This is a genomic window from Ensifer sp. R1-3, from assembly GCF_056739175.1.
Map to the genome: position 1 here is coordinate 2,740,001 of NZ_CP096515.1, position 22,348 is coordinate 2,762,348.

20 protein-coding genes (1 of these 20 only partly in view) are annotated in these 22,348 nt (G+C 65.2%); 12 read left to right on the forward strand and 8 right to left on the reverse strand.

The window, feature by feature from the left end; translation table 11 throughout:
• The 6 genes from M1D43_RS13195 to actR form a co-directional block, all read left to right on the forward strand.
• Positions 1–411: the final stretch of an ABC transporter substrate-binding protein gene (locus tag M1D43_RS13195; protein ID WP_153314015.1), read on the forward strand. 816 nt of this gene lie to the left of the window's left edge; the window shows 411 of its 1,227 coding nt (coding positions 817–1,227); its start codon lies beyond the left edge, outside the window; it ends in the stop codon at positions 409–411.
• A complete protein-coding gene (locus M1D43_RS13200; protein WP_127598505.1) occupies positions 395–2,083 on the forward strand; it encodes an ABC transporter permease in 1,689 nt (562 codons plus the stop codon). The genes M1D43_RS13195 and M1D43_RS13200 overlap by 17 nt, the downstream gene beginning before the upstream one ends.
• Positions 2,084–2,767, forward strand: a complete 684-nt coding sequence (locus M1D43_RS13205) for an ATP-binding cassette domain-containing protein (protein ID WP_153314017.1) — start codon at positions 2,084–2,086, stop codon at positions 2,765–2,767.
• Positions 2,767–5,229 carry an ATP-dependent helicase HrpB gene (gene hrpB, locus M1D43_RS13210; RefSeq protein ID WP_153314018.1) on the forward strand — a complete coding sequence of 821 codons (2,463 nt, stop codon included), beginning with the start codon at positions 2,767–2,769 and terminating at the stop codon, positions 5,227–5,229. The genes M1D43_RS13205 and hrpB overlap by 1 nt, the downstream gene beginning before the upstream one ends.
• Before the next feature lie 180 nt (positions 5,230–5,409).
• The gene (locus M1D43_RS13215; protein ID WP_127598501.1) at positions 5,410–6,711 is read left to right on the forward strand and encodes an ActS/PrrB/RegB family redox-sensitive histidine kinase; all 1,302 of its coding nucleotides are present in this window, start codon (positions 5,410–5,412) and stop codon (positions 6,709–6,711) included.
• 186 nt (positions 6,712–6,897) lie between these two features.
• On the forward strand, positions 6,898–7,482 hold the full coding sequence (actR, locus tag M1D43_RS13220) for a global response regulator transcription factor ActR (RefSeq protein WP_003531971.1): 585 nt from the start codon (positions 6,898–6,900) through the stop codon (positions 7,480–7,482).
• 12 nt (positions 7,483–7,494) lie between these two features.
• Here the strand turns inward: actR and M1D43_RS13225 are convergent, their stop codons facing one another.
• Entirely contained in the window at positions 7,495–8,019 is a 525-nt protein-coding gene (locus tag M1D43_RS13225) for an MmcB family DNA repair protein (protein WP_027992984.1), read from the reverse strand.
• A 225-nt stretch (positions 8,020–8,244) separates the two neighbouring features.
• Between M1D43_RS13225 and M1D43_RS13230 the strand changes: the two genes are divergently transcribed.
• Positions 8,245–8,919: a L,D-transpeptidase gene (locus tag M1D43_RS13230; protein ID WP_003531973.1), complete on the forward strand. Its 675-nt coding sequence runs from the start codon at positions 8,245–8,247 to the stop codon at positions 8,917–8,919.
• A gap of 206 nt (positions 8,920–9,125) precedes the next feature.
• Here M1D43_RS13230 and M1D43_RS13235 read toward each other — a convergent pair whose 3' ends face one another.
• The 7 genes from M1D43_RS13235 to hslV all read right to left on the reverse strand — a co-directional run bounded on the left by M1D43_RS13235 (position 9,126) and on the right by hslV (position 18,676).
• Positions 9,126–11,297, reverse strand: a complete 2,172-nt coding sequence (locus M1D43_RS13235; protein WP_153314020.1) for a malate synthase G — start codon at positions 11,295–11,297, stop codon at positions 9,126–9,128.
• 160 nt (positions 11,298–11,457) lie between these two features.
• Positions 11,458–13,464 (reverse strand): hydantoinase/oxoprolinase N-terminal domain-containing protein, encoded by a 2,007-nt coding sequence (locus tag M1D43_RS13240; RefSeq protein ID WP_107607820.1) that lies wholly within the window; start codon positions 13,462–13,464, stop codon positions 11,458–11,460.
• A 130-nt stretch (positions 13,465–13,594) separates the two neighbouring features.
• On the reverse strand, positions 13,595–14,995 hold the full coding sequence (locus M1D43_RS13245; protein ID WP_153314022.1) for a cytochrome P450: 1,401 nt from the start codon (positions 14,993–14,995) through the stop codon (positions 13,595–13,597).
• Positions 14,996–15,146: 151 nt separating this feature from the next.
• Positions 15,147–16,097: a DUF1402 family protein gene (locus M1D43_RS13250; RefSeq protein WP_248448219.1), complete on the reverse strand. Its 951-nt coding sequence runs from the start codon at positions 16,095–16,097 to the stop codon at positions 15,147–15,149.
• Between the two features lie 206 nt (positions 16,098–16,303).
• Positions 16,304–17,611: an ATP-dependent protease ATPase subunit HslU gene (gene hslU, locus M1D43_RS13255; RefSeq protein ID WP_153314023.1), complete on the reverse strand. Its 1,308-nt coding sequence runs from the start codon at positions 17,609–17,611 to the stop codon at positions 16,304–16,306.
• Complete coding sequence (locus M1D43_RS13260; RefSeq protein ID WP_013844959.1) at positions 17,608–18,129, reverse strand: GNAT family N-acetyltransferase; 522 nt, start codon at positions 18,127–18,129, stop codon at positions 17,608–17,610. Before M1D43_RS13260 ends, hslU begins: the two co-directional genes overlap by 4 nt.
• Positions 18,119–18,676 carry an ATP-dependent protease subunit HslV gene (gene hslV, locus M1D43_RS13265; RefSeq protein ID WP_003531980.1) on the reverse strand — a complete coding sequence of 186 codons (558 nt, stop codon included), beginning with the start codon at positions 18,674–18,676 and terminating at the stop codon, positions 18,119–18,121. Before hslV ends, M1D43_RS13260 begins: the two co-directional genes overlap by 11 nt.
• A 320-nt stretch (positions 18,677–18,996) precedes the next feature.
• On the opposite strand from hslV, the gene hisB reads away from it, so the two are divergent.
• Genes hisB through hisF form a run of 5 tightly spaced genes read left to right on the forward strand, consistent with a single transcriptional unit; the run spans position 18,997 to position 22,304 of the window.
• Complete coding sequence (hisB, locus tag M1D43_RS13270) at positions 18,997–19,605, forward strand: imidazoleglycerol-phosphate dehydratase HisB (RefSeq protein ID WP_003531981.1); 609 nt, start codon at positions 18,997–18,999, stop codon at positions 19,603–19,605.
• 26 nt (positions 19,606–19,631) lie between these two features.
• Complete coding sequence (locus M1D43_RS13275; RefSeq protein ID WP_003531987.1) at positions 19,632–20,105, forward strand: DUF2628 domain-containing protein; 474 nt, start codon at positions 19,632–19,634, stop codon at positions 20,103–20,105.
• The gene (hisH, locus tag M1D43_RS13280; RefSeq protein ID WP_153314024.1) at positions 20,105–20,755 is read left to right on the forward strand and encodes an imidazole glycerol phosphate synthase subunit HisH; all 651 of its coding nucleotides are present in this window, start codon (positions 20,105–20,107) and stop codon (positions 20,753–20,755) included. Before M1D43_RS13275 ends, hisH begins: the two co-directional genes overlap by 1 nt.
• Positions 20,756–20,787: 32 nt before the next feature.
• On the forward strand, positions 20,788–21,531 hold the full coding sequence (gene hisA / locus M1D43_RS13285; RefSeq protein WP_027992978.1) for a 1-(5-phosphoribosyl)-5-[(5-phosphoribosylamino)methylideneamino]imidazole-4-carboxamide isomerase: 744 nt from the start codon (positions 20,788–20,790) through the stop codon (positions 21,529–21,531).
• Entirely contained in the window at positions 21,528–22,304 is a 777-nt protein-coding gene (gene hisF / locus M1D43_RS13290) for an imidazole glycerol phosphate synthase subunit HisF (protein WP_010968318.1), read from the forward strand. The genes hisA and hisF overlap by 4 nt, the downstream gene beginning before the upstream one ends.
• Positions 22,305–22,348: the final 44 nt, after the last annotated feature.

The following is a 22,348-nucleotide window of genomic DNA, read 5'->3' on the forward strand; positions in this document are numbered from 1 at the left end:
CTCGACATCATCTTCGCCTTCAACCCCGCGGAAGCCTCCTCCGCGATCGCCAATGGCGAGCTGCCGGAGACGGTCCGCTCCTTCGCCTTTTCCGGCGGCACGCTCGGCAATACCCATTTCGTCGCCATTCCCTACAACGCAACGGCAAAGGCCGGCGCGCTTCTGCTTGCCGATTTCCTCCTCACGCCCGAGGCGCAGCTTCGCAAGCAGGATCCGAAGATCTGGGGCGACCCGACCGTGCTTTCTCCTGCAAAACTTCCGGCAGCCGACCGGTCCGCTTTCGAGCGCCTGGACCTCGGCATTGCGACGCTCCGCCCCGGCGAACTCGGTCCCGCGCTCGACGAACCGCACCCGGACTGGATGATACGGATCGAAACCGAATGGATCCGTCGTTATGGCGCAGCCAACTAGGCTCGGCGGAAACGCCCTCCTTGCCTTCATTCTGGGGCTTCCCATCCTTGCCGGGCTTGCAGGCACGATCCTGCCGGCCTTCGGCTACCTGCCGGCGCTCGGCGGTTTTCGCGTCACGCTTGCCCATTTCGGCGAACTCGCCGGCCAGCCGCACATCCTTCGCTCGGTCCTGACCGGCCTCGCTGCGGGATTGCTGACGACGGTCGCAGCGACAGCGGTCGTCGGCACATTCGTCGCGGGTTTCGCCGGCACGCCGACTTTCGCCCGCATCCAGCATCTCGTCTCTCCCCTGCTTGCCGTTCCGCATGCCGCCGCCGCCTTTGCGTTGGCTTTCCTCGTCGCCCCGTCGGGCTTCCTGCTCCGGCTGATCTCGCCGGAGGTGACGGGCTTCACGCGGCCGCCGGACTGGCTTCTTCCCAACGACCCTTTCGCGCTGACGATGATTGCCGGGCTCATCGCCAAGGAGGTGCCGTTTCTCTTCCTGGTGACGCTTGCCGCCCTGCCGCAGCTTGCCGTCACGAGAGCCTCGCGCCTTGCGGCGGCGCTCGGCTACGGGCGCGTCGCGGGCTTCGCCGTCTGCCTTTGGCCGGCCCTCTACCGCCAGATCCGCCTGCCGGTCTTCGCGGTGCTCGTCTATTCGGTATCCGTCGTGGACGTCGCCATGATTCTCGGGCCGAAGCTGCCGCCAACATTGCCGGTGCGAGTAACCCAATGGGCCGGAGATGACGACCTCGGCGCGCGATTTCTCGCATCGGCGGGCGCTTTCCTGCAGCTTGGGGTCGTCGTCGCTGCAATGGCCATCTGGATCGCGCTCGAACGGATCGGGAAAGCCGTTCTCGCGCGCCTGACCTTTTCGGGACGGCGCTTTGCGCGGGACGGCGCGGTTCGCGCCGCGGGCGCCCTCGCCATGACCACCTGTACGGTCACCATTTTCGCGGGGCTCAGCCTGCTTTCGATCTGGTCGGTTGCGGGCCTCTGGCCATTTCCCGACGCGTTGCCCGGAAGTCTCACGCCCAATACCTGGATGCGCATATTGCCTCAACTCTGGGCGCCGCTTGGCACCACGGTCGCGCTCGCTCTTTCGGCGTCATCGCTGGCGCTCGTATTTACGATCCTCCTGCTCTACCGCAACGGCATCGCCGGCGGACGGAAGAATGCAGCCGGCTACCGGCTGCTTTACCTCCCCTTGCTCGTCCCGGAGATCAGCTTCATCTTCGGGCTGCAGGTCCTGATGCTCTCGGCGGGGCTCACGCCGGGCTTCGCGAGCGTGCTGGCGGTCCATTTCGTTTTCGTGCTCCCTTACGTGCTTCTGTCACTGTCGGCCCCCTGGCGCGAGGTCGACCCGCGCTTCGAAAAAATCGCCGCCGGCTTCGGCAAGCCGGCGTTGGAAATCCTGTTCGCGGTCCGGCTGCCATTGCTCTTTCGTGCCTGCCTCACCGCGCTCGCGGTCGGTTTCGCGGTGTCGGTCAGCCTCTATCTTCCGACGCTCCTCATCGGGTCCGGGCGGCTGACGACGATCACGACCGAGGCCGTCGCACTCTCGTCGGGCGGCGACCGGCGGGTCATCGGCATCTACGCCCTCGTTCAGGGGCTCCTGCCTTTCCTCGCATTTCTCGTTGCGTCGCTCGGCCCGCAGTTGCTATTGCGCAACCGGCGGGCAATGAGGACGTGAATGCAGGAAAACGCCGGGTCAAAATCCCCGATCAAGACAGGATGCCTGACGCTCTCGGAGGTGACGATCTGTCTGGGCGGCCGGGCCCTGCTCGCCATATCGGCGGCCGTCGCACCGGGCGAGGTGCTGACGATCATGGGGCCGTCCGGCTCCGGCAAGTCGACCCTGCTGGCCTTTGCGGGAGGCTTTCTCGATCCGGCATTCGATGTGAGCGGCCGCATCCTGATCGACGGCAAGGACCTGACGGCGGTTCCCGCCAACCGGCGACACGCGGGCATCCTGTTTCAGGATCCGCTGCTCTTTCCCCATCTATCGGTCGGCGGCAACATCGTCTTCGCCATAGCGCCCGATGTCAAAGGACGGGGCGCACGCCGCCGGCTGGCCGATGCAGCCCTCGACGAGGTGGGCCTTGCCGGCTTCTTCGACCGCGACCCGGACACGCTCTCCGGCGGCCAGAAGGCGCGCGTGGCACTGCAAAGGGTGCTCGTTTCAGCGCCACGATTCCTGCTGCTCGACGAACCCTTCTCCAATCTCGACGCGGCGCTCAGGCAGCAGACGCGCGAGCTCGTCTTTTCCAAGGCGAGGGCGGCCGGGCTGCCGACCATCCTCGTGACCCACGACAGTGCCGACGCGGAAGCCGCCGGCGGCCGCGTGATCGAAATCGGAACGGAGGAGCAGGCGTGATGCGCGCGCTTCCTGCCCTGCCCATCCGCGAGATCCTGCCCGGCCTTGGCGACGCGCTCGCTTCGGCGGGATCGGTCGTGCTGTCGGCTCCTCCCGGCGCCGGCAAGACGACGCTGGTGCCGCTTTTTCTGCTCGACCAGCCCTGGCGCGGCGACGGCAAGATCATTCTCCTCGAACCGCGGCGGCTCGCCGCGCGGGCCGCGGCCGGACGCATGGCCGAACTTCTGGGGGAGAAGGTCGGCGAAACCGTCGGCTATCGGATGCGGCTCGACAACCGCGTATCGGGCAAAACCCGGATCGAGGTGGTAACGGAGGGCGTCTTCAGCCGGATGATCCTCGACGATCCCGAATTGTCCGGCGTTTCGGCTGTCCTGTTCGACGAGTTCCACGAGCGTTCGCTGGATGCGGATTTCGGACTGGCGCTGGCGCTGGACGTGCAATCGGCACTTCGCGAGGACCTCAGGATCGTCGTCATGTCGGCGACGCTCGACGTCGAGCGCATCGCCGGACTCGTCGGCGATGCGCCGGTCCTGAAAAGCGAGGGCCGGAGCTTCCCGATCGACATACGCTACGAAAACAGAGCGGCCGGTGAAAGCGTCGAGGACGCGATGGTCCGGACGATTGCCGAGGCGCACCGGTCCGAGAAAGGTTCCATCCTCGCCTTCCTGCCGGGGCAGGCGGAAATCGCCCGCACCGCCGCGCGTCTCGCGGATCGCTTCGGGGAGGCGACCGCAATCGTGCCGCTCTACGGCAATCTGAGCCAGAAGGAACAGGATGCGGCGATCCGACCGGCACCGAAAGGCACGCGCAAGATCGTGCTGGCGACCTCGATCGCCGAAACCTCGATCACCATCGACGGCGTCAGGATCGTCGTCGACAGCGGTCTGCAGCGGCTGCCGGTCTTCGAGGCCTCGACGGGCATAACGCGGCTCGAAACCGTGCGCGTTTCCAGAGCCTCGGCCGATCAGCGCGCCGGGCGCGCCGGAAGAACCGAGCCGGGTATCGCGATCCGCCTGTGGCATTCCGGCCAGACGGCGGCGCTCGCCGCTTTCACGCCGCCGCAGATCCTTGCCAGCGATCTCTCCGGCCTGCTCCTCGATCTTGCCCATTGGGGTGTGGCCGATCCGTCGACGCTGAGATTCCTCGACCCGCCGCCGGAAACGACCCTGCGCGAGGCGCGAGGCCTGCTCCTCGAGCTCGGCGCCATCGACAGCCGCGGCGCGCTGACGCCGAGAGGCCGCAGGATCCGCGATCTGGCGCTGCCGGTGCGGCTTGCGGCAATGGCGGTTGCAGCCGCCGAGGAAGGGCGGGCGCAGGAGGCCTGCCTCCTCGCGGTGATGCTCACCGAGCAGGGCCTCGGCGGCAACGGCATCGATATCGAGGAGCGGCTGCGCCGGTTCCGGAGCGAGCGCAGCGACCGGGCGGAAGCTGCCCGCGGTCTGGCGCGGCGAATGGCCGCCGAACTCGGCGCCTCAAAGAACGCGGGTCCGAAGCCCGTTTTGCCTGGAGCCCTGCTGATGCACGCCTTTCCCGACCGCATCGCGCTGCAGCGCGGCGGGCGCGGCCGCTTCGTCATGGCGAACGGACGCGGCGCCGAGATACCCGAGACCGAACGGCTTGCTGCGGCCGGAATGCTCGTCATTGCCGATCTTACCGGCAGAGCCGGCGCACAGCGGGTGCTCGCAGCCGCGGAGATAGACCGGTCGGATGTCGAGGGGCACATGCCGGAAGCCATCGTCACCGAGGAGCAGAGCTTCTTCGATCGGGCGAGCCGGCAGGTGCGTGCCCGCCGGGTGACACGGCTCGGGGCGATCATCTTCGAGGAGAAACCCCTGCCTCGTCCCAGCGGCGAGGCGGCGGCGCGGGCACTCGCGGACGGTATCCGGCAGTTGGGGCTCGCCGCTGTCCCGTTCCCGAAGGACGTGGAGCAACTGCGCGACCGCATCGGCTTCCTGCACCGCTCCATCGGCGAGCCCTGGCCGGACATGTCGGATACGGGTCTGATCTCCCGTCTCGACGAATGGTTCGTTCCTTTCCAGGGAGGCGCCGGCGGCATCGACGGGATCAAGGGCCGCGATCTCGCCGAAGGCCTCATGTCGCTCGTTCCATACGAGCTTCAGCGCGACCTCGCCCGGCTGGCCCCGACGCATTTCGAAGCGCCGACGGGCCAGCGTCATCCGATCCATTACGACGGCGACGAACCGCTCCTGTCGATCCGCGTTCAGGAGCTCTTCGGTCTGCAAACGCATCCCGCGATCGGCGACGGTCGACTGCCGCTGCTTCTCGAGCTGATTTCCCCCGGCCACCGCCCGATCCAGACGACACGGGACCTGCCCGGCTTCTGGGCGGGTTCGTGGAAGGACGTGAGAGCCGAGATGCGCGGCCGCTATCCGAAACATCCCTGGCCGGAGGACCCCGCCAATGCGATGCCGACGACGCGCGCGAAACCGCGCGGGACTTAGAGCGGGGTGGGATGAAGTGTACTCGTTTCCCGCTCGCATTCCGCTCCAACGTGGCCGGATGCGGCTCTACGGCGCACCGCGGTTGGGCGCCGTTTCATATTTGCCGGGTTCGGCATAAAGTCCGGTAAGATGAAATGACGCCCGGTCGCGCATGCGACCCGCATCGCGAAACGGAAACGCATGGCAGCTGCGACACTCTATAACGATCTGAACAGCAACCGCAGTCTGAGGCTGCAGACGCTCGTGCGGCTGCGCTGGCTGGCGGTGGGTGGACAATCGCTCGCCGTCATCGTCACGGCGCTGTGGCTGCAGTTCCCGCTGCCGGTCGTTCCCTGTTCCGTATTGATCGCCTGCCTGGCGCTTCTCAACGTCTTTCTCACGCTCCGCTTTCCGCCGACGCAGCGGCTGACGCCGCCGGCCGCCTTCACCCTGCTCGGCATCGACCTTGCGCAACTGACTGCGTTGCTCTTCATCACCGGCGGCCTTGCCAATCCCTTCGCACCGCTTCTCTGCGTGCCGGTCATCATATCGTCGGCCTCGCAGCCGAAGCCGCAGAGCATCGTGCTGGCCGGCCTCGCCGTCCTGGGCGTCACCGCCCTTGCCTTCTCGCCCTTCCCGCTGCCCTGGTATCCGGGCACCCTTCTGTTGATGCCGCGCGTGCTGACGGCGGGCATCTGGTTCGCGATCGTCTCGATGACGGCCTTCGCCGCCTTCTACACCTATCGCGTCTCGCTCGAGGCAAGCGAGCTTTCCGAAGCGCTGACGGCGACCGAGCTCGTGCTCCAGCGCGAGAAGCACCTGTCGCAGCTCGACGGTCTCGCGGCCGCCGCCGCCCACGAACTCGGAACGCCGCTCGCGACGATCAGCGTCGTCGCCAAGGAGATGGAACGGGAGCTCGGCGACGATCCGCGTTTCGGCGAGGACGTCCATCTTCTGCGCAGCCAGAGCGAACGCTGCCGCGACATTCTGAGGCGGCTGACCACCCTTTCGTCCGAAAGCGAGGAACATATGCGGCTTCTGCCGCTCTCATCGCTGATCGAGGAGGTAATGGCACCGCATCGCGAATTCGGCATAGAAATCCAACTGAAGGAGCAGGGCGATCGCGCCTCGGAACCGGTCGGCATCCGCAATGCCGGCATTCTCTACGGCCTGGGCAATCTACTGGAGAACGCGGTCGACTATGCGCGCAAGAAGGTGACCGTCACGACGGAGCACACGGCCGAGCGCGTGCGGGTGACGATCGAAGACGACGGCGACGGTTTTTCGCCGGACATCCTGGCGCGGATCGGCGAACCCTATGTGACGCGGCGGCAGAAGGACGACAGCGCCGGCGGCCTCGGCCTCGGCCTCTTCATCGCCAAGACGCTGCTCGAGCGTTCAGGCGCCCGGCTGCGCTTCGAGAACGGCGGCTCGAAACACCCGGGCGCCCGGGTCAGCGTCGAATGGCCGCGCGTGCTGATGGACACGAAACTGGCGAAATGACTTTTGGCGGTTTATTGAAGACAGGTGCGGGGAAACCCACATGATTGCCAGAAAAACCACCGGTTTATGCCTACCGCATGTTTCCTTTGATCCTGTCCGGTGAAAGGATAGCACATGCAGCACTTGAAGGGTTACAGCGGCCTCTGCGCGTCCGGTGAGACGCATGGCGCTGTAGGGATTTGAGAAATGATCGAAAAGTCGATGCCTGCGCCAAACACTCACGCCGCGGATGCGGACCTGATCGGGCCTGACAAGAGCCTTCTGATCGTCGATGACGACACGGCTTTTCTGCGGCGCCTCGCGCGCGCCATGGAAGCGCGCGGCTTCGCGGTCGAGATCGCCGAATCGGTCGCCGAGGGCATAGCCAAGGCGAAGACCCGCCCGCCGAAACATGCAGTCATCGATCTCCGCCTGAGCGACGGCAGCGGTCTCGACGTGATCGAGGCGATCCGCGGGCGCCGCGACGACACACGCATGATCGTTCTGACGGGCTATGGAAACATCGCGACCGCGGTCAACGCCGTGAAGCTCGGAGCGCTCGACTATCTGGCCAAGCCCGCGGACGCCGACGACATTCTCGCGGCGCTGATTCAGCGCCCGGGCGAGCGGGTGGAGCCTCCGGAAAACCCGATGTCGGCCGACCGCGTACGGTGGGAGCATATTCAGCGCGTCTATGAAATGTGCGAGCGCAATGTTTCGGAAACCGCGCGCCGGCTCAACATGCACCGACGGACCCTGCAGCGCATTCTGGCGAAACGGGCGCCCAAATAACCGCGCCGCCCTCTAATCCCGCTCGCCGCTGACGATGTCGCTGATGGATTGGCCGAGGTCGCCGTTTCGCTCGGCTGCCCATTCTGCGAGCGTCAGGCGCTGCGCCGCCGTGCGGGCGAAGGCCTGCGTCACCGATTTTCGCGTGCTCGGCGGCAGGCGGTGTTCCGGTGCCTCGCGCAGCATATGCGCGCCGTAGCCGTCGGAAAGCATCAGCCCGCATTCTTCCGGAAAGATGTCGAGCGGCACCTGCGCATGGGTTGCGAAGAACAGGCGGTCGCAGTGAAGCCGGTATTCCGGCCACTTGCGGTCGACGCGGAAATCCTCGATCGAGGTCTTGATCTCGATGATCCAGATTTCGCCCTTGGGCGAGAGCGAGATGAGATCGGCCCGCCGGCCGCTCGCAAGCGTCAGTTCGGGCAGAGCCGCGTGGCGCAGTTCCATCAGCAGCCGCTGAACGCCGCGGCGTACCTTCATCGCCCGCTCTGACTGGCGTCCGTCTGCGAGCGGATTATCTCCATGGATAGATAAGATCGTCATTGCCGCCCTCGGAAAGTGCTACGGCGACCTCTGCGCGTCTGATGAGAAGCGCGGCGCTGCAGGGTGGTTTGTTGCAAAAAAGCAATCGTCACGGAATTTACACCTTTCGGCCACATTGCGGGGGGCCGGTCCCTTGCGCACTGCGGTGCAATAGAAAATAAGCTGGTGCCGCTGACGGCCGGACACCCTCCCCCGTATTTTCCTGACCTCTTTTACGAGACCATCATGCGCTTCCGCAACGCTCTCCTTCTGTGCAGCCTGGCGGCCACCGTTGCCCTCGCCGGCTGCTCACAGACCACGACCACGGCCGGCTCCTCTCCCGAGGGCGAGAAAGTGGCGACGAACCAGATATTCTCCAGCAATTATGGCCCTGTTGAGGACCACGGGTATGCGGTGCCGGGCGTTCCGATCAACCGCGTAGACCAGCGTTTCCATCGGCAGATCGTCGATTACCCGACGAAGGAACGCCCGGGAACGATCGTCGTCAACACGCCGAGCCGCTTCCTCTATTACGTGCTGCCCGGCGGCAAGGCCGTACGTTACGGGATCGGCGTCGGCAAGCAGGGTTTCGCGTGGGAAGGCGAGGCCTACGTCGCCTGGAAGCAGGAATGGCCGACCTGGCACCCGCCGAAGGAAATGGCCGAGCGCAAGCCGGAAGTCGCCAGATATGTCGAGGCCGGCATGGGCCCGGGCATCAGCAATCCGCTCGGCGCACGCGCTCTCTACCTCTTCAACAAGGAAGGCCGGGACACGCTCTTCCGCCTGCACGGCACGCCGGAATGGTCGTCGATCGGCACCGCTGCCTCGTCCGGCTGCATCCGCCTGATGAACCAGGACATCATGGATCTCTATTCGAGGGTCCGCCCCGGCCGCAACGCACGCGTCGTCGTGCAGCAGTAGCGGCTGCAACACATCGAAAAAGGGCCGCCCGGTGATGCCGGGTGGCCCTTTCTTTTTGCCGTAGCGGGGTGATTGCGCTCAACTCGATAAGTTAGTGCGTCCCTTTGGACGCACGGCGCGCCTTGTTGATCCCCTCATTCCTGTGCTTGTCACAGGAATGAGGAAATCAAACAAGCGACGGCGGGTGGCCCGAACCTCAACAGGCCTTATGCCCCCTGCTTCGCCTTCAGCTCCAGCCGGCGGCGGTGCAGGACCGGCTCGGTATAGCCGTTCGGCTGCTCGCGGCCCTTGAGCACGAGATCGAGCGCCGCCTGAAAGGCGATCGACTCCTCGAAGCGGCCGGCCATCGGCTGATAGTTCGGATCGCCGGCGTTCTGCCCGTCGACGATTGCCGCCATGCGCTTCATGGTTTCGACGATCTGCGCTTCGCTGACGATGCCGTGATGCAGCCAGTTCGCCATATGCTGCGCCGAGATGCGCAGCGTCGCGCGGTCCTCCATCAGGCCGACATTGTTGATGTCGGGCACCTTGGAGCAGCCGACGCCCTGGTCGACCCAGCGCACGACATAGCCGAGAATGCCCTGCGCATTGTTGTCGAGTTCGCGCTGGATTTCCTCCTCGGTCCAGTTCGGCCGTGCGGCGACCGGCACGGAGAGGATATCGGCGAGCTTCGCGCGGGTGCGGCTCTTGAGGCCCGCCTGGACTTCGGCGACGTTGACGCGGTGGTAGTGGGTGGCGTGCAGAGTCGCGGCCGTCGGCGACGGTACCCAGGCCGTGTTCGCGCCCGCCTTCGGATGGGCGATCTTCTGCTCCAGCATCGCCGCCATCAGGTCCGGCATCGCCCACATGCCCTTGCCGATCTGGGCGTGGCCGGAAAGCCCGCATTCAAGACCGACATCGACGTTCCAGTCCTCATAGGCCGATATCCACGGCGCCTGCTTCATGTCGCCCTTGCGGATCATCGGTCCGGCTTCCATCGAGGTGTGGATTTCGTCGCCGGTGCGGTCGAGGAAGCCGGTATTGATGAAGACGACTCGTTCGCGGGCGGCGCGGATGCATTCCTTGAGGTTGACGGTCGTCCGCCGCTCCTCGTCCATGATTCCCATCTTCATCGCGTTGGCCGGAAGCCCGAGCGCCGCCTCTACGCGGGCGAATATCTCGCAGGCGAAGGCGACTTCCTCCGGCCCATGCATTTTCGGCTTGACCACATACATGGAGCCGCTGCGGGAATTCGCCCGCCGACCGTTCCGGCCGATGTCGTGGAGTGCGATCAACGCCGTCACCATGGCGTCCATCAGGCCTTCCGGCACCTCTTCGCCGTCCCGGTCGAGGACCGCGGGGTTGGTCATCAGGTGGCCGACATTGCGCACCAGCATCAGCGACCGCCCCGGCAGTGTCAGCGTCGCACCGTCCGGAGCCGTATAGGCCCTATCGGGGTTGAGCCTCCGGGTGAACGCCCTGCCGCCCTTGGTCACCTCCTCCTCGAGATCGCCTTTCATCAGTCCGAGCCAGTTGCGGTAGACGAGCACCTTGTCCTCGGCATCGACGGCCGCAACCGAATCCTCGCAATCCATGATCGTGGTGATCGCCGATTCCAAAACGACGTCGGAAATGCCGGCGGCGTCGGCCTTGCCGATCGGTGTCGTCGCGTCGATGACGATGACGATGTGAAGGCCGTTCCGACGCAGAACGATCTCGGACGGCGCCGCGGGGTCACCGGCATAGCCGGCGAACTGAACGGAATTGCGCGGCGCGCTCTTCGTGCCGTCGGCAAGCGTTACGGTTAGCGTCGCTCCCTCGACCGAGAACGATTTGGCATCGCTCCAGCGGCCGGCCGCCAGCGGGGCGCTCGCGTCGAGAAATTCTCGCGCCCAGGCGATGACCTTGGCACCGCGCTGCGGATTGTATCCCTTGCCGCGCTCGGCCCCGTCGGTCTCGGCTATCGCATCGGTGCCGTAAAGGGCGTCGTAGAGCGATCCCCAGCGGGCATTGGCGGCATTGAGCGCGTAGCGCGCGTTCATCACCGGCACGACAAGCTGCGGCCCGGCGATCGTCGCGATCTCGGAATCGACATTTGCGGTCGAGACGTAAAAATCGGGACCTTCCGGCAGGAGGTAGCCGATCTCCCGCAGGAAGGCTTCATAGGCTTCCATGTCGACCGGGGCACCATGCTCGCGATACCAGCCGTCGAGCCTGGCCTGCAGCTCGTCGCGCTTGAGGAGAAGGGCCCGGTTCTTCGGTCCGAGATCGTGAACGAGATCCGAGAAGGCGGAAAAGAACCGATCCGCGTCGACGCCGGTGCCCGGCATCGCCTCTTCGACCAGAAAGCGGTGGAGCCCCGCATCGATCTGCAATCCATATTTCTCAACGCGGTCCATGCCACAGCTCCTGAATTCAGTATTTCTATTGCAATAGATAGAAGCGGTGCCCGGAAGGAAAAGCGCCTTGGCCCCGCTTACATGCGCGGACACTCTCTCATCAAACCATTCCCTGTCAATTCCGCAAGGATGCGAAGAATTGTTTCCGGAATGGAAAAGATCAAAACGCGTGATGCGCTATACGGGGCCGGCCGCTTGCCGAGGCGATGAAGCGTGCCTCGATCAGCTTGCGGCTGCCTTCGACTTCCGGCGCGTCGATCTCTTCCCGAAGCACCGCGGCCGGTTCTTCTGCACCGTTGGCGCGGGCGCTCTCCAGCGCCATCGTTTCGGCGCGCCGGCGGGCGACGCCGAAGGCCTCCTGCTGATCGACGAAGCGCTCGCTCGCCCCCGCACCGTTGACGATGAAAATGCCTTCTTCCGGCGTCGTCACGAAGACTGTGACTGTTGCCCGCACCTGACCGACAACCGCGCCGACGGCGTTTGCCACATCTGCCTCCGCGGGGATCGCGGCCTCGGTGGAAAGCATTTCGGCGATGGCGGGGTAATAGACCGGCGCCGAGGCGCCGAGGCCGACAAGCGGCCGGTCGAGGCTGATCGAAAAGCGCACGATGCCCGGTTCCCGTTTCAGCGCCCGGTCGACGGCAAGCGAGGCGGTGGGGTCGATGGCGGCGCTGTCCTCGCTGAGACAGGCCTGCAGGATGGCTTCCGAGGATTGCCGCGTCAGCCGGTCGACGATCATCTGCGCGAGAGCCTCGACGGAGGCGGCGATAGGCTGCCCCGAGCCGTCCTTGGTGCGGGCGGCGATCTCGAGGCCCAGGCGTGCGGCCTCGCCGTTCCACTGCGCCTGCCGTCCGAGAACATGCATCGCGTCCGAGGGGGTGAGCCCGCAGATATGCACCAGCCCGCGCGCCACGAGCCGGTCGAGCGTCGCCTTCTGCGGCGTGCTGACGAGAAGGTCCGCAAGCGCCACCGGCGCCATGCCGATGCGGCCGTAGAGTGCCTGCTCCTGCGGCTGAAGCCCGCTCGCCAGATGGTCGGGCAAGCCGGTGCGGACCGCCAGGCGGCCATCGTGACGGCCGGGATGGGGCGCCCGCAACTGCTTTTCGAGCACCGACAGGACCGCGTCGCCATGCAGCGCCGCGGCGAGGCTCAAGGGCAGAAAGCGGCGCGGCCCCAGATCGAGCCTGGCCTTGAGACCGCGATCGTTGATCTTCACCTCGGAGTCGCCGCCGAGGCCGTAGGTGCGCATGGCGACCGCCTCGACCATGGTGCGAAAGCCTCCGACGACCGCGCCCTCGGCATCGAGCCGCGGGCGGCCTTTTTCGAGTACGGCTACGTCGGTCGTCGTGCCGCCGATATCGGAGACGATCGCGTTGTCCAAGCCGGTCAGATAGCGAGCGCCGACGAGGCTCGCGGCCGGCCCGGAGAGGATCGTCTCGATCGGGCGCAGCCGCGCTTCGGCGGCGGAGATCAGCGCACCGTCGCCGCGCACCACCATCATCGGCACGTCGATGCCGCGGGCTTTGAGGAAATCCTCGCAGGAACCGATCAGCCGGTCGATCATCGAGACGAGGCGCGCATTCAGAAGCGTCGTCAGCGCCCGGCGCGGGCCGCCGAGCTTGGAGGAAAGCTCATGGCTGCAGGTGACCGGCAGGTGCGAGACCTCGCGGATGCGATCGCGCACGCGCTTCTCGTGGTCCGGGTTGCGCACGGCGAAATAACCGGCGATCGCGAAGGACGACACCTGGGAGCTGAGGTCCGGAAGCGCCTCGTCGAGCGCACTCATGTCGAGCGGCGTTTCGCCGCCATGGACGTTGTGGCCGCCGGGAAGGAAAAGAACGGGATCGGACCCGAGCGCTTCCTGAAGACCGTCGCGCTTCAAGTCTTCCGGACCGAAGCCGATCATGATCAGGCCAGCACGGCCGCCCTGGCCTTCGACCAGCGCATTGGTGGCAAGCGTCGTCGAGAGCGACACGAGGCTGATCGCCGAAACCGGTACCCTCGCCTTCGCGAGCACCGTTTCCACGGCGCCTGAAACGCCCTCGGCCAGATCGTGACGGGTCGTCAGCGCCTTGGCCTTGGCGACGACGCCGGTCGCTTCGCTGAAGAGGACGGCGTCGGTATAGGTGCCGCCGGTGTCGATGCCGAGGAGAAGATGCGGGGTCAATTTCTGCTCAGTCCAATGGTGAGGGGTCCGGAAGGGTCTGTCCGGTGATAGGACATATTTTTAGAAAAAACCATCGCGCGACAGCGACGTTTCCGTGTCTGATGGCGGGCGTATCCCGCCAACCGGAGACCTACTTGACCCTTGCCGACACCTTCATCGGCAAGCCGCCCCTCGGCTGCGTCGTCAGCCTTTGCACAGGCCAGGGATGCGTCTCGTCCGTCAGGTCGAAGCGGAAGCGGTGCATGAGCACGGCAAGCGCGATCACCGCCTCCTGCAGCGCGAAGGTCGCGCCGATGCAGACGCGCGGGCCGGCGCCGAAGGGCAGGTACTGGAAGCGGTTTATCTTGTCCCGGTTTTCCGGAAGGAAGCGCTCCGGCATGAAGGCGCGGGGTGTCTGCCAGTAGAGCGCGTGCCGGTGGAGCGTCCAGGGCATGACCAGCACCGATATTCCCTTGCGGATCGGCACGCGCTCGCCTTCCGGGGATGTCCACGCATCCTCCTCGATCGCGGCCCGGTTGATGGATGGCGCCGGCGGATAGAGCCTCAACGCCTCCTCGAAGGCGGCAAGCACATGCGGCATGCGCCCGAGCCAGTCGACCGGATCGGCGCCGCTTGCAAGAACCGAATCGATCTCCTGCTCCATCGTCTCGCGATAGGCGGGCGTATTGGCGACGCAGTAGAAGCACCAGGCGAGCGCCCGTGCGGTCGTCTCGTGGCCGGCGCCGATGAAGGTGAGAATATTGTCCTCGATCTCGGAGGTCGAAAGTCCATCCGGACCTTCCAGCTGCAGAAGCAGGGTCAGGAAGTCGTTCGGGACGTCGCCGGGCGCTTCCGTCATTCGTCGCCGGCGCGGAGACATCGTCTCGGAAACGACGCCGCGGAATCGGTCGAGCACCTTCCGGCCGCCGATGCGGGTCAGCCGCGGAACCCAACTCGGCGCAACCAGGAGGTCCATCGGATCGACGCGCCCCATTCGATGCAGCAATTCCTCGACATTGGCGGCGAAGCCCTGCTTTTCGACGGCGATTTCGCCGGAAAAGAGCGTCTCGGCCAGGATCTCGAAGGTGAGTTCCGTCATGTCCACGGCGACATTGGTGACGAAGGGTTCCGATGAAGCGCCCGCGTAGCGGTCGGCGAACGTCTCGGAAACACGAAGCATCTGGCCGGCAAAGCCTTGTGCGTGCCTTGGCGTGAAAACCGGCGCCATCGCCTTGCGCGACCGTTTCCAGACCTCGCCTTCCGCCGTCAGGAGGCCGTCGCGCAGGATCGGGCGCAGGATCAGCCGCCGAACATTCGACATTTCGTAGTTGGCGGCGTTCTCGACGAGGATGTAGCGGATGAGGCCTGGATCGTTGACGATAAGCGTCCGCTGATTGATGAACTTCGTCTCGATCCAGGGAAGCGTGTATGAAGGCTCGCCCCAGAGCTCGAGCGGGTTTCGCAGAACCGTGCGGATGATCTCGAGCCGCGAGGGAATGCCGGTGCGCGGCACGGGCGCGGGCGGCTCGAACGGCTCCGGTCGCGTATCCATGTGAATGCCTTCCTAGAGCACTTCCAGGTAAAGTGTGCAGCGGTTTTCCGTCCGGAATGTGGAATGCTCTTGTCTGCGTACCGTTCCAGTTTTTTACGGCGCAATCAAGAAATGCTTCACGTGAACCGCGATGATTCCGGGCGACAAAGGATCACAACAGGCTTTCGAGCTCTGCCAGTTTGTCGTTGACGAGCCAGCCGTAATAGTTCTCCTCCGGCCAGTGGACCTCGCCCCCCCGGTTCTTCGCGGCAAGCGCGGCCGCACGGGCATCCGGATTGCCGACATTATAGAGCGTTGCCGTCAGGCCCGGATTGCCGGAGATATCCATGCCGGCGATCGTGCGATAGGCGTCGATCGAATGCCGGATGGAGGCGGCCATATAGGCAAGCGACACGTCCGGGTCCATGATCGCCTCATAGACGCCGGCGGCATTGCTTTCATCGAGGCGCTCATAGCCGGAGACGCGCGAGACCATATCCGTCAGCATCAATGCGGTCAGCGGATTGATCTGGCCGAGACCGAAGGTCTGCCCGGCGAAGAACGGCTGGAAGAAGACGGCACTGAAGCGGTTGTTCGGGAAGGATTTGCCGGCCACCGTATGGCCGCGGAACTGGCTGTCCCAGACCCGCTCGCGGCAGCTCCAGAGCGCGTAGGAGCCTTTCTTGCCGGCGCATTCGGCAAATTCGGGCCGCTCGACGAATTCGGCGATGGACTCGCCCTCATGGCCGAACTGGAAGCTGTCGCCCGCATAGGCGGCCGCCTTGACGTAATAGGATTGCAGCCGGTCATAGGCGTCGACATTGTAGGTGTGTTCGCCGACGATCGCCCCGACCATGTGGATGGGCGCGATGCCGTAGGCGCCCGCGACCGACTTGATCTTGCCGACGAGGCTGCGGTCGGTGGCGAGAAGCTCGCGCACCTTCTCGTATTTCGCGTCGAAGGATGTGCGGCCGGCCTTGGTGCGGCGCACCGAGGCGCCGGGAACGCCCGGCTGCTCGACGTGGCGATTGCCCTGCGGGACGATGAGTATCCCGCTCGCAGCCGAAGGCCCGGCAGCGAGGCAAAATGTGAAGATCACGAGCATGCAGGCGGTAAGGCGCACGATCTGTTTTCCTGTAGAACTCTTCCAAGAACCGGCGGATCCCGCCCGTTCGGCGGCGCCCCTAAGGCAAGATCATGTCGGAATGATGCCTTAATTCTCAACGGCTCTGATCGGTCTAGAAAAAATGAAGGCGCCTGTCGAGTGACAGGCGCCCCACAATTCGGTGATCGGCTGCTCCCGGCGCCGTGCCGGGTCAGAGGATCGCGTCAGAGGATATAGCGCGACAGGTCGGTATTGGCCGCGAGATCGCCGACATGCCGGCGAACGTACTCGGCGTCGATCGTGACGCCCTGGCCGCCCCGATCGGGCGCGTTGAAGGAGACGTCGTCGAGCACCCGCTCCATCACGGTCTGCAGGCGACGCGCGCCGATGTTCTCGACATTGGCGTTGAGCTGGACCGCGACCTCCGCCAGCGCATCGATCGCGTCCTCGGTGAAGTCGAGGGCAACACCCTCGGTCTCGAGCAGCGCCTTGTACTGGCGGATGAGGCTCGCCTCCGTCTCGGTCAGGATGCGGCGGAAATCCTCCTTGGTGAGGGCCCGAAGCTCGACGCGGATCGGCAGGCGCCCCTGCAGCTCCGGCAAAAGATCCGACGGTTTGGCGACGTGGAACGCGCCGGAGGCGATGAAGAGGATGTGATCGGTCTTCACCGGCCCGTATTTCGTCGCCACAGTCGTGCCTTCGACCAGCGGCAGGAGGTCGCGCTGCACGCCTTCGCGCGACACGCCGGCACCGATGCCGCCTTCGCGGGTGGCGATCTTGTCGATCTCGTCGAGGAAGACGATGCCGTCGTTTTCCGCCGCCGCCACCGCCTCTCGCTGGATCTGCTCGTTGTCGAGCAGCTTGTCGGACTCGTCGTTGACCAGGAGCGCATAGGAGTCCTTGACCGTCGTCTTGACCTTCTTGGTCCTGCCGCCGAGTGCCTTGCCGAACATTTCCGAGAGGTTGAGGACGCCGATGTTGGCGCCCGGCATTCCCGGGATCTCGAAGGCGCCGCCGGGCGAACCGGTTTCGGCGACATCGACCTCGATCTCCTTGTCGTCGAGTTCGTTGCCGCGCAGCTTCTTGCGGAAGGAATCACGGGTTGCCGGCGAGGCGGTGGTGCCGACCAGCGCGTCGAGAACGCGCTCCTCGGCGTTCTGATGAGCCTTCGCCTTCACTTCGGCGCGCCTTTTCTCCCGCACGAGGCTGATGCCGACCTCCACGAGATCGCGCACGATCTGCTCCACGTCGCGGCCCACATAGCCGACTTCCGTGAATTTCGTTGCCTCCACCTTGACGAAGGGCGCGCCGGCGAGCTTGGCGAGACGACGGGAAATCTCCGTCTTGCCGACGCCGGTCGGACCGATCATCAGGATATTCTTGGGCATGACCTCGTCGCGCAGCTCGTCGTCGAGCTGCTGACGGCGCCAGCGGTTGCGCAGCGCAATGGCAACCGCGCGCTTCGCGTCCTTCTGTCCGATGATGTAGCGGTCGAGCTCCGACACGATTTCCCTGGGTGAAAAGTTGCTCATCGATTCCTCTCAAATTCCGTCCGCTTGAGCTCCATCAGGAGGGTTCGACCGGACTCGTCTATCCATTCGCCAAAAGGTACGAAACCGGCCTTCGCATAGGCTCGGACGGCGCGGCGGTTGCCGGCGTCGGGGTCGATGACGATGCGCGCGGCGCCGCTTTCGAACAGTCTTGCGGCAAAGGCTCTGAGCGCCATGGCGGCGACGCCTTTGCCTGTCATTTCGGGCGGGCCGATGAAGATGTCGACGCCGGGCGTGTCGCCCGACAGGTCCTTGGCCCAGGGCTCCTCGTCATATTCCGACGGGACCCAGGACTGGATATAGCCGGCCGGCTCCCCCTTCACACGAAAGACGAAACCGTCGACCTCACCCTTCGCACAACCGTCCCGTATCAGCCCGAGTTCCACATCGGGATCGCCCCACCACTGCCGGACATGCGGCTCGGAAAGCCAGGCAAGGAGCATCGGCAGGTGCCCCTCGGCCACCGGCTCGAAGCTGACCTCTGCCGGCTCATTCCGCATCCAGCGTCTCCACGACGACGTTGTGGTTGGTGTAGACGCAGATGTCGCCGGCGATTTCCAGCGCGCGGCGGGCGATCTCCTCGGCCGACTTGTCGCTGTCCATGAGCGCCCGTGCCGCGGCAAAAGCATAGTTGCCGCCCGACCCGATGGCGATCGTCCCGTGCTCGGGCTCGAGAACGTCGCCGTTGCCGGTGATCGCCAGCGTTACCGTCCGGTCGGCAACCAGCATCATCGCCTCAAGATTGCGCAGATACTTGTTGGTACGCCAGTCCTTGGCGAGCTCTACGGCCGCGCGCATCAGCTGGTCGGGATATTGCTCGAGCTTCGCCTCCAGCCGTTCCAGAAGCGTGAAGGCGTCCGCCGTCGCGCCGGCGAAGCCTGCAATCACGTCGCCCTTCGACAGGCGGCGGACCTTGCGGGCATTGCCCTTCATAACCGTCTGGCCGAGGCTCACCTGGCCATCGCCCGCCATAACCACTTTGCCGCCCTTGCGCACCGTGATGATGGTGGTCGCATGCATCGTTCCGTAAGGATTGTGTTCGCTCATGAAAGTACCTTTGGGCCCGGGAAGCCGGGGGGATGCGGCTCGAATGAGCCTGGTTGCTTGAGGCCTATGTAAGTCGCAGCCGCGCGATTGCAAATGTGCGAACCCCCGTCCGGGCGCCTTTCGTTTTCACGTCGCCGCGGCGGGCCGAATCTCCGTCGCAGTTCTGGATATTTCATGCCTCCCCTGATAAGGAGCGGCTCTGTGACGGAATGCGGAGAGCGAAGGCGGTATTTCGCCCCTCTCCGCAACGCCCGAAAACGATGTTGCTCCGATAGCCCGGCTGGCCCAAAGTCATCGGAGAGTGCAGACAGGAGAGCCTGATGGCAGACGTGACGCCGAGCCGCACCGGCCAAGTTTCGCGAAAGACGAATGAAACCGCCATATCCGTCTCGGTCAATGTCGACGGAACGGGCGTATCGAAGATCGCGACCGGCGTCGGCTTCTTCGACCATATGCTGGACCAGCTCTCGCGCCATTCGCTGATCGACATGGAGATCAAGGCGGAGGGCGACCTCCATGTCGATGATCACCACACGGTCGAGGACACGGGCATCGCCATCGGCCAGGCGCTGGCCAAGGCGCTCGGCGATCGCCGCGGCATCACCCGCTATGCCTCCATCGACCTCGCCATGGACGAGACGATGACGCGCGCCGCCGTCGACGTCTCCGGCCGGCCCTTCCTCGTCTGGAACGTGACCTTCACGTCGCCGAAGATCGGCACCTTCGACACCGAACTCGTGCGCGAATTCTTCCAGGCGCTCGCCCAGCATGCCGGCATCACGCTGCATGTGCAGAACATCTACGGCGCCAACAACCATCATGTCGCCGAGACCTGCTTCAAGTCCGTCGCCCGCGTGCTCCGCACGGCAACCGAAATCGATCCGCGCCAGGCGGGACGCGTCCCCTCGACCAAGGGGACGCTCGCCTGAGCCGGCCAGTATCTGGTTTAAAGACCATGGCCTCCTACCTGATCATGACCCCGCCCGGCGCACCGGCCGATGACGAAAGGGCGCGGTTCATCGCCGACGGATTCTCCTGGGCCGCCTTCTTCTTCCCCGGTCCGTGGCTCATCGTCAAACGCGCGTGGCTCATCGGAATCTTCGTTTCCGTTCTGCAGTTCCTGTTGCTTCTTGCGGCAACGATGCCCGGCGGCTTCAGCGCAGCGCTGCTCATCCATCTGGCGCTCGGTCTCATCGTGTCGCTCGAAGGACCGCTTCTCGTCGCCCGCAAGCTCTCCGCACGCGACTGGACGTTTCGTTCGGTCGTTCCGGCACGCGATCTCGAGACGGCCGAAGAAATCTATTACTCGAACGCCGAGCCGTCCGCCCGTGAAGGACATGCGGCTCCCATGCCGGCCGACCGGTCCGCCACGGGACGGCCGGGCGCTGCCGCCGGGCTCGGCTTCTTTGAATCCTATGGAGAGCGCTGATGCGGGTCGCCATCATTGACTACGGGTCGGGCAATCTGCGCTCGGCTACGAAGGCCTTCGAGCGCGCCGCCCGCGAGGCGGGCATCGCGGCCGAAATCGATCTCACCGACAGGCCGGAACGGGTGGCCACGGCCGATCGCATCGTGCTGCCGGGCGTCGGCGCCTATGCCGATTGCCGCCGCGGCCTCGCCGCCGTGGAGGGCATGGAGGAAGCGCTGACGGAGGCGGTCGAGAAAACCGGCCGCCCCTTCTTCGGCATCTGCGTCGGCATGCAGCTCATGTCGTCCCGCGGACTCGAAAAGACGGTGACGAAAGGTTTCGGCTGGATCGCCGGCGATGTCGTCGAGATGACGCCCGGGGACCCCTCGCTCAAGATCCCCCAGATCGGCTGGAACACGCTTGATCTCAAGCGCCCGCACCCGCTCTTGAACGGCATTCCGACCGGCGAGAACGGTCTGCACGCCTATTTCGTCCATTCCTACCACCTCGCGGCGGAGCGTGCCGAAGACGTGGTGGCCGAGGCGGGCTATGGCGGCCCGGTGACGGCCTTCGTCGCACGCGACAACAAGGCGGGCTCGCAGTTCCATCCGGAAAAGAGCCAGGCACTCGGCCTTGCCCTCATTTCGAATTTCCTGCGCTGGAAGCCCTGAGGCTGCCGCGTCATTTCTGATCGGACGAACAAATGATTCTCTTTCCCGCGATCGACCTCAAGGACGGGCAATGCGTGCGCCTGAAGCTCGGCGACATGGAGCAGGCGACGGTCTATAATCCCGACCCGGCCGCCCAGGCGCGCGCCTTCGAGGAGCAGGGTTTCGAATGGCTGCACGTGGTCGACCTGAACGGCGCCTTTGCCGGGGAGACCGTCAACGGCGCGGCGGTCGACGCCATCCTCAAGGCGACGAAGAACCCCGTGCAGCTCGGCGGCGGCATCCGCACGCTGGAGCATATCGAGAACTGGCTTTCGCGCGGGCTGAAGCGCGTGATCCTCGGCACCGTCGCGGTGCGCGATCCGGCCCTGGTGATCGAAGCCTGCAGCAAGTTCCCGGGACGGGTCGCCGTCGGCATCGATGCGAAGGGCGGCAAGGTCGCCGTCGAGGGCTGGGCGGAAGCCTCCGAGCTCGGCGTGGTCGAACTCGCCAGGAAGTTCGAGGGCGCGGGCGTCGCGGCGATCATCTATACGGACATCGACCGTGACGGCATCCTGACCGGCATCAACTGGGCTTCGACGCTCGAACTCGCGGACGCGGTTTCGATCCCGGTCATCGCCTCGGGCGGCCTCGCCTCGATGGACGACATCCGCCGCATGACCGAACCGGATGCGCAAAAGCTCGAAGGCGCGATTTCCGGCCGGGCGCTCTATGACGGGCGCATCGATCCGAAGGAAGCCCTGGATCTGATCCGCGAAGCAAGAAAGGGGAAGTTATGACCCTTAAAGCCCGTGTAATCCCCTGTCTCGATGTGAAGGACGGCCGTGTCGTCAAGGGCGTGAACTTCGTCGATCTGATCGACGCCGGGGACCCGGTGGAGGCGGCACGCGCCTATGACGCGGCCGGGGCCGACGAGCTCTGCTTCCTCGACATCACCGCCTCCTCCGACAATCGCGAAACGATCTTCGACGTCGTCGCCCGCACCGCGGAGCAATGCTTCATGCCGCTCACCGTCGGCGGCGGCGTGCGCCAGGTAGCGGACATCCGCAAGCTCCTGCTTGCCGGCGCCGACAAGGTGTCGATCAACACGGCGGCGGTGAAGAATCCGGAATTCGTCGCGGAAGCCGCCGACAAATTCGGCGACCAGTGCATCGTCGTCGCGATCGACGCCAAGAAAGTCTCGGCGCAAGGTGAGGCGGACCGTTGGGAGATATTCACCCATGGCGGGCGGCAGCCGACAGGCATCGACGCGATCGAATTTGCGCGGAAGGTCGTCGATCTCGGCGCCGGCGAAATCCTTCTCACCTCCATGGACCGCGACGGTACGAAGAGCGGCTACGACATCAGCCTGACACGGGCGATCGCCGATGCGGTACGCGCTCCCGTCATCGCCTCCGGCGGCGTCGGCACGCTCGACCACATGGTCGAGGGCATCCGCGACGGCCATGCGACTGCAGTGCTCGCCGCCTCGATTTTCCACTTCGGCACCTACAGCATCGGCGAGGCGAAGCGCCACATGGCCAAGCACGGCATCGCCATGCGGCTTGATTGAGACAGTAACGATGCAGGCCAGATGGGTGAACGCGTATGCCGCAT

Coding starts and splice junctions, on each gene's coding strand:
- M1D43_RS13230 (WP_003531973.1), top strand. CDS start 8,245: ATGCGCTTCCGCAACGCTCTCCTTCTGTGCAGCCTGGCGGCCACCGTT.
- M1D43_RS13260 (WP_013844959.1), bottom strand. CDS start 18,129: ATGCGGAATGAGCCGGCAGAGGTCAGCTTCGAGCCGGTGGCCGAGGGG.
- hrpB (WP_153314018.1), top strand. CDS start 2,767: ATGCGCGCGCTTCCTGCCCTGCCCATCCGCGAGATCCTGCCCGGCCTT.
- M1D43_RS13235 (WP_153314020.1), bottom strand. CDS start 11,297: ATGGACCGCGTTGAGAAATATGGATTGCAGATCGATGCGGGGCTCCAC.
- M1D43_RS13205 (WP_153314017.1), top strand. CDS start 2,084: ATGCAGGAAAACGCCGGGTCAAAATCCCCGATCAAGACAGGATGCCTG.
- actR (WP_003531971.1), top strand. CDS start 6,898: ATGATCGAAAAGTCGATGCCTGCGCCAAACACTCACGCCGCGGATGCG.
- M1D43_RS13275 (WP_003531987.1), top strand. CDS start 19,632: ATGGCCTCCTACCTGATCATGACCCCGCCCGGCGCACCGGCCGATGAC.
- M1D43_RS13245 (WP_153314022.1), bottom strand. CDS start 14,995: ATGGATACGCGACCGGAGCCGTTCGAGCCGCCCGCGCCCGTGCCGCGC.
- M1D43_RS13215 (WP_127598501.1), top strand. CDS start 5,410: ATGGCAGCTGCGACACTCTATAACGATCTGAACAGCAACCGCAGTCTG.
- hslV (WP_003531980.1), bottom strand. CDS start 18,676: ATGAGCGAACACAATCCTTACGGAACGATGCATGCGACCACCATCATC.
- hisB (WP_003531981.1), top strand. CDS start 18,997: ATGGCAGACGTGACGCCGAGCCGCACCGGCCAAGTTTCGCGAAAGACG.
- hslU (WP_153314023.1), bottom strand. CDS start 17,611: ATGAGCAACTTTTCACCCAGGGAAATCGTGTCGGAGCTCGACCGCTAC.
- hisF (WP_010968318.1), top strand. CDS start 21,528: ATGACCCTTAAAGCCCGTGTAATCCCCTGTCTCGATGTGAAGGACGGC.
- M1D43_RS13225 (WP_027992984.1), bottom strand. CDS start 8,019: ATGACGATCTTATCTATCCATGGAGATAATCCGCTCGCAGACGGACGC.
- hisH (WP_153314024.1), top strand. CDS start 20,105: ATGCGGGTCGCCATCATTGACTACGGGTCGGGCAATCTGCGCTCGGCT.
- hisA (WP_027992978.1), top strand. CDS start 20,788: ATGATTCTCTTTCCCGCGATCGACCTCAAGGACGGGCAATGCGTGCGC.
- M1D43_RS13200 (WP_127598505.1), top strand. CDS start 395: ATGGCGCAGCCAACTAGGCTCGGCGGAAACGCCCTCCTTGCCTTCATT.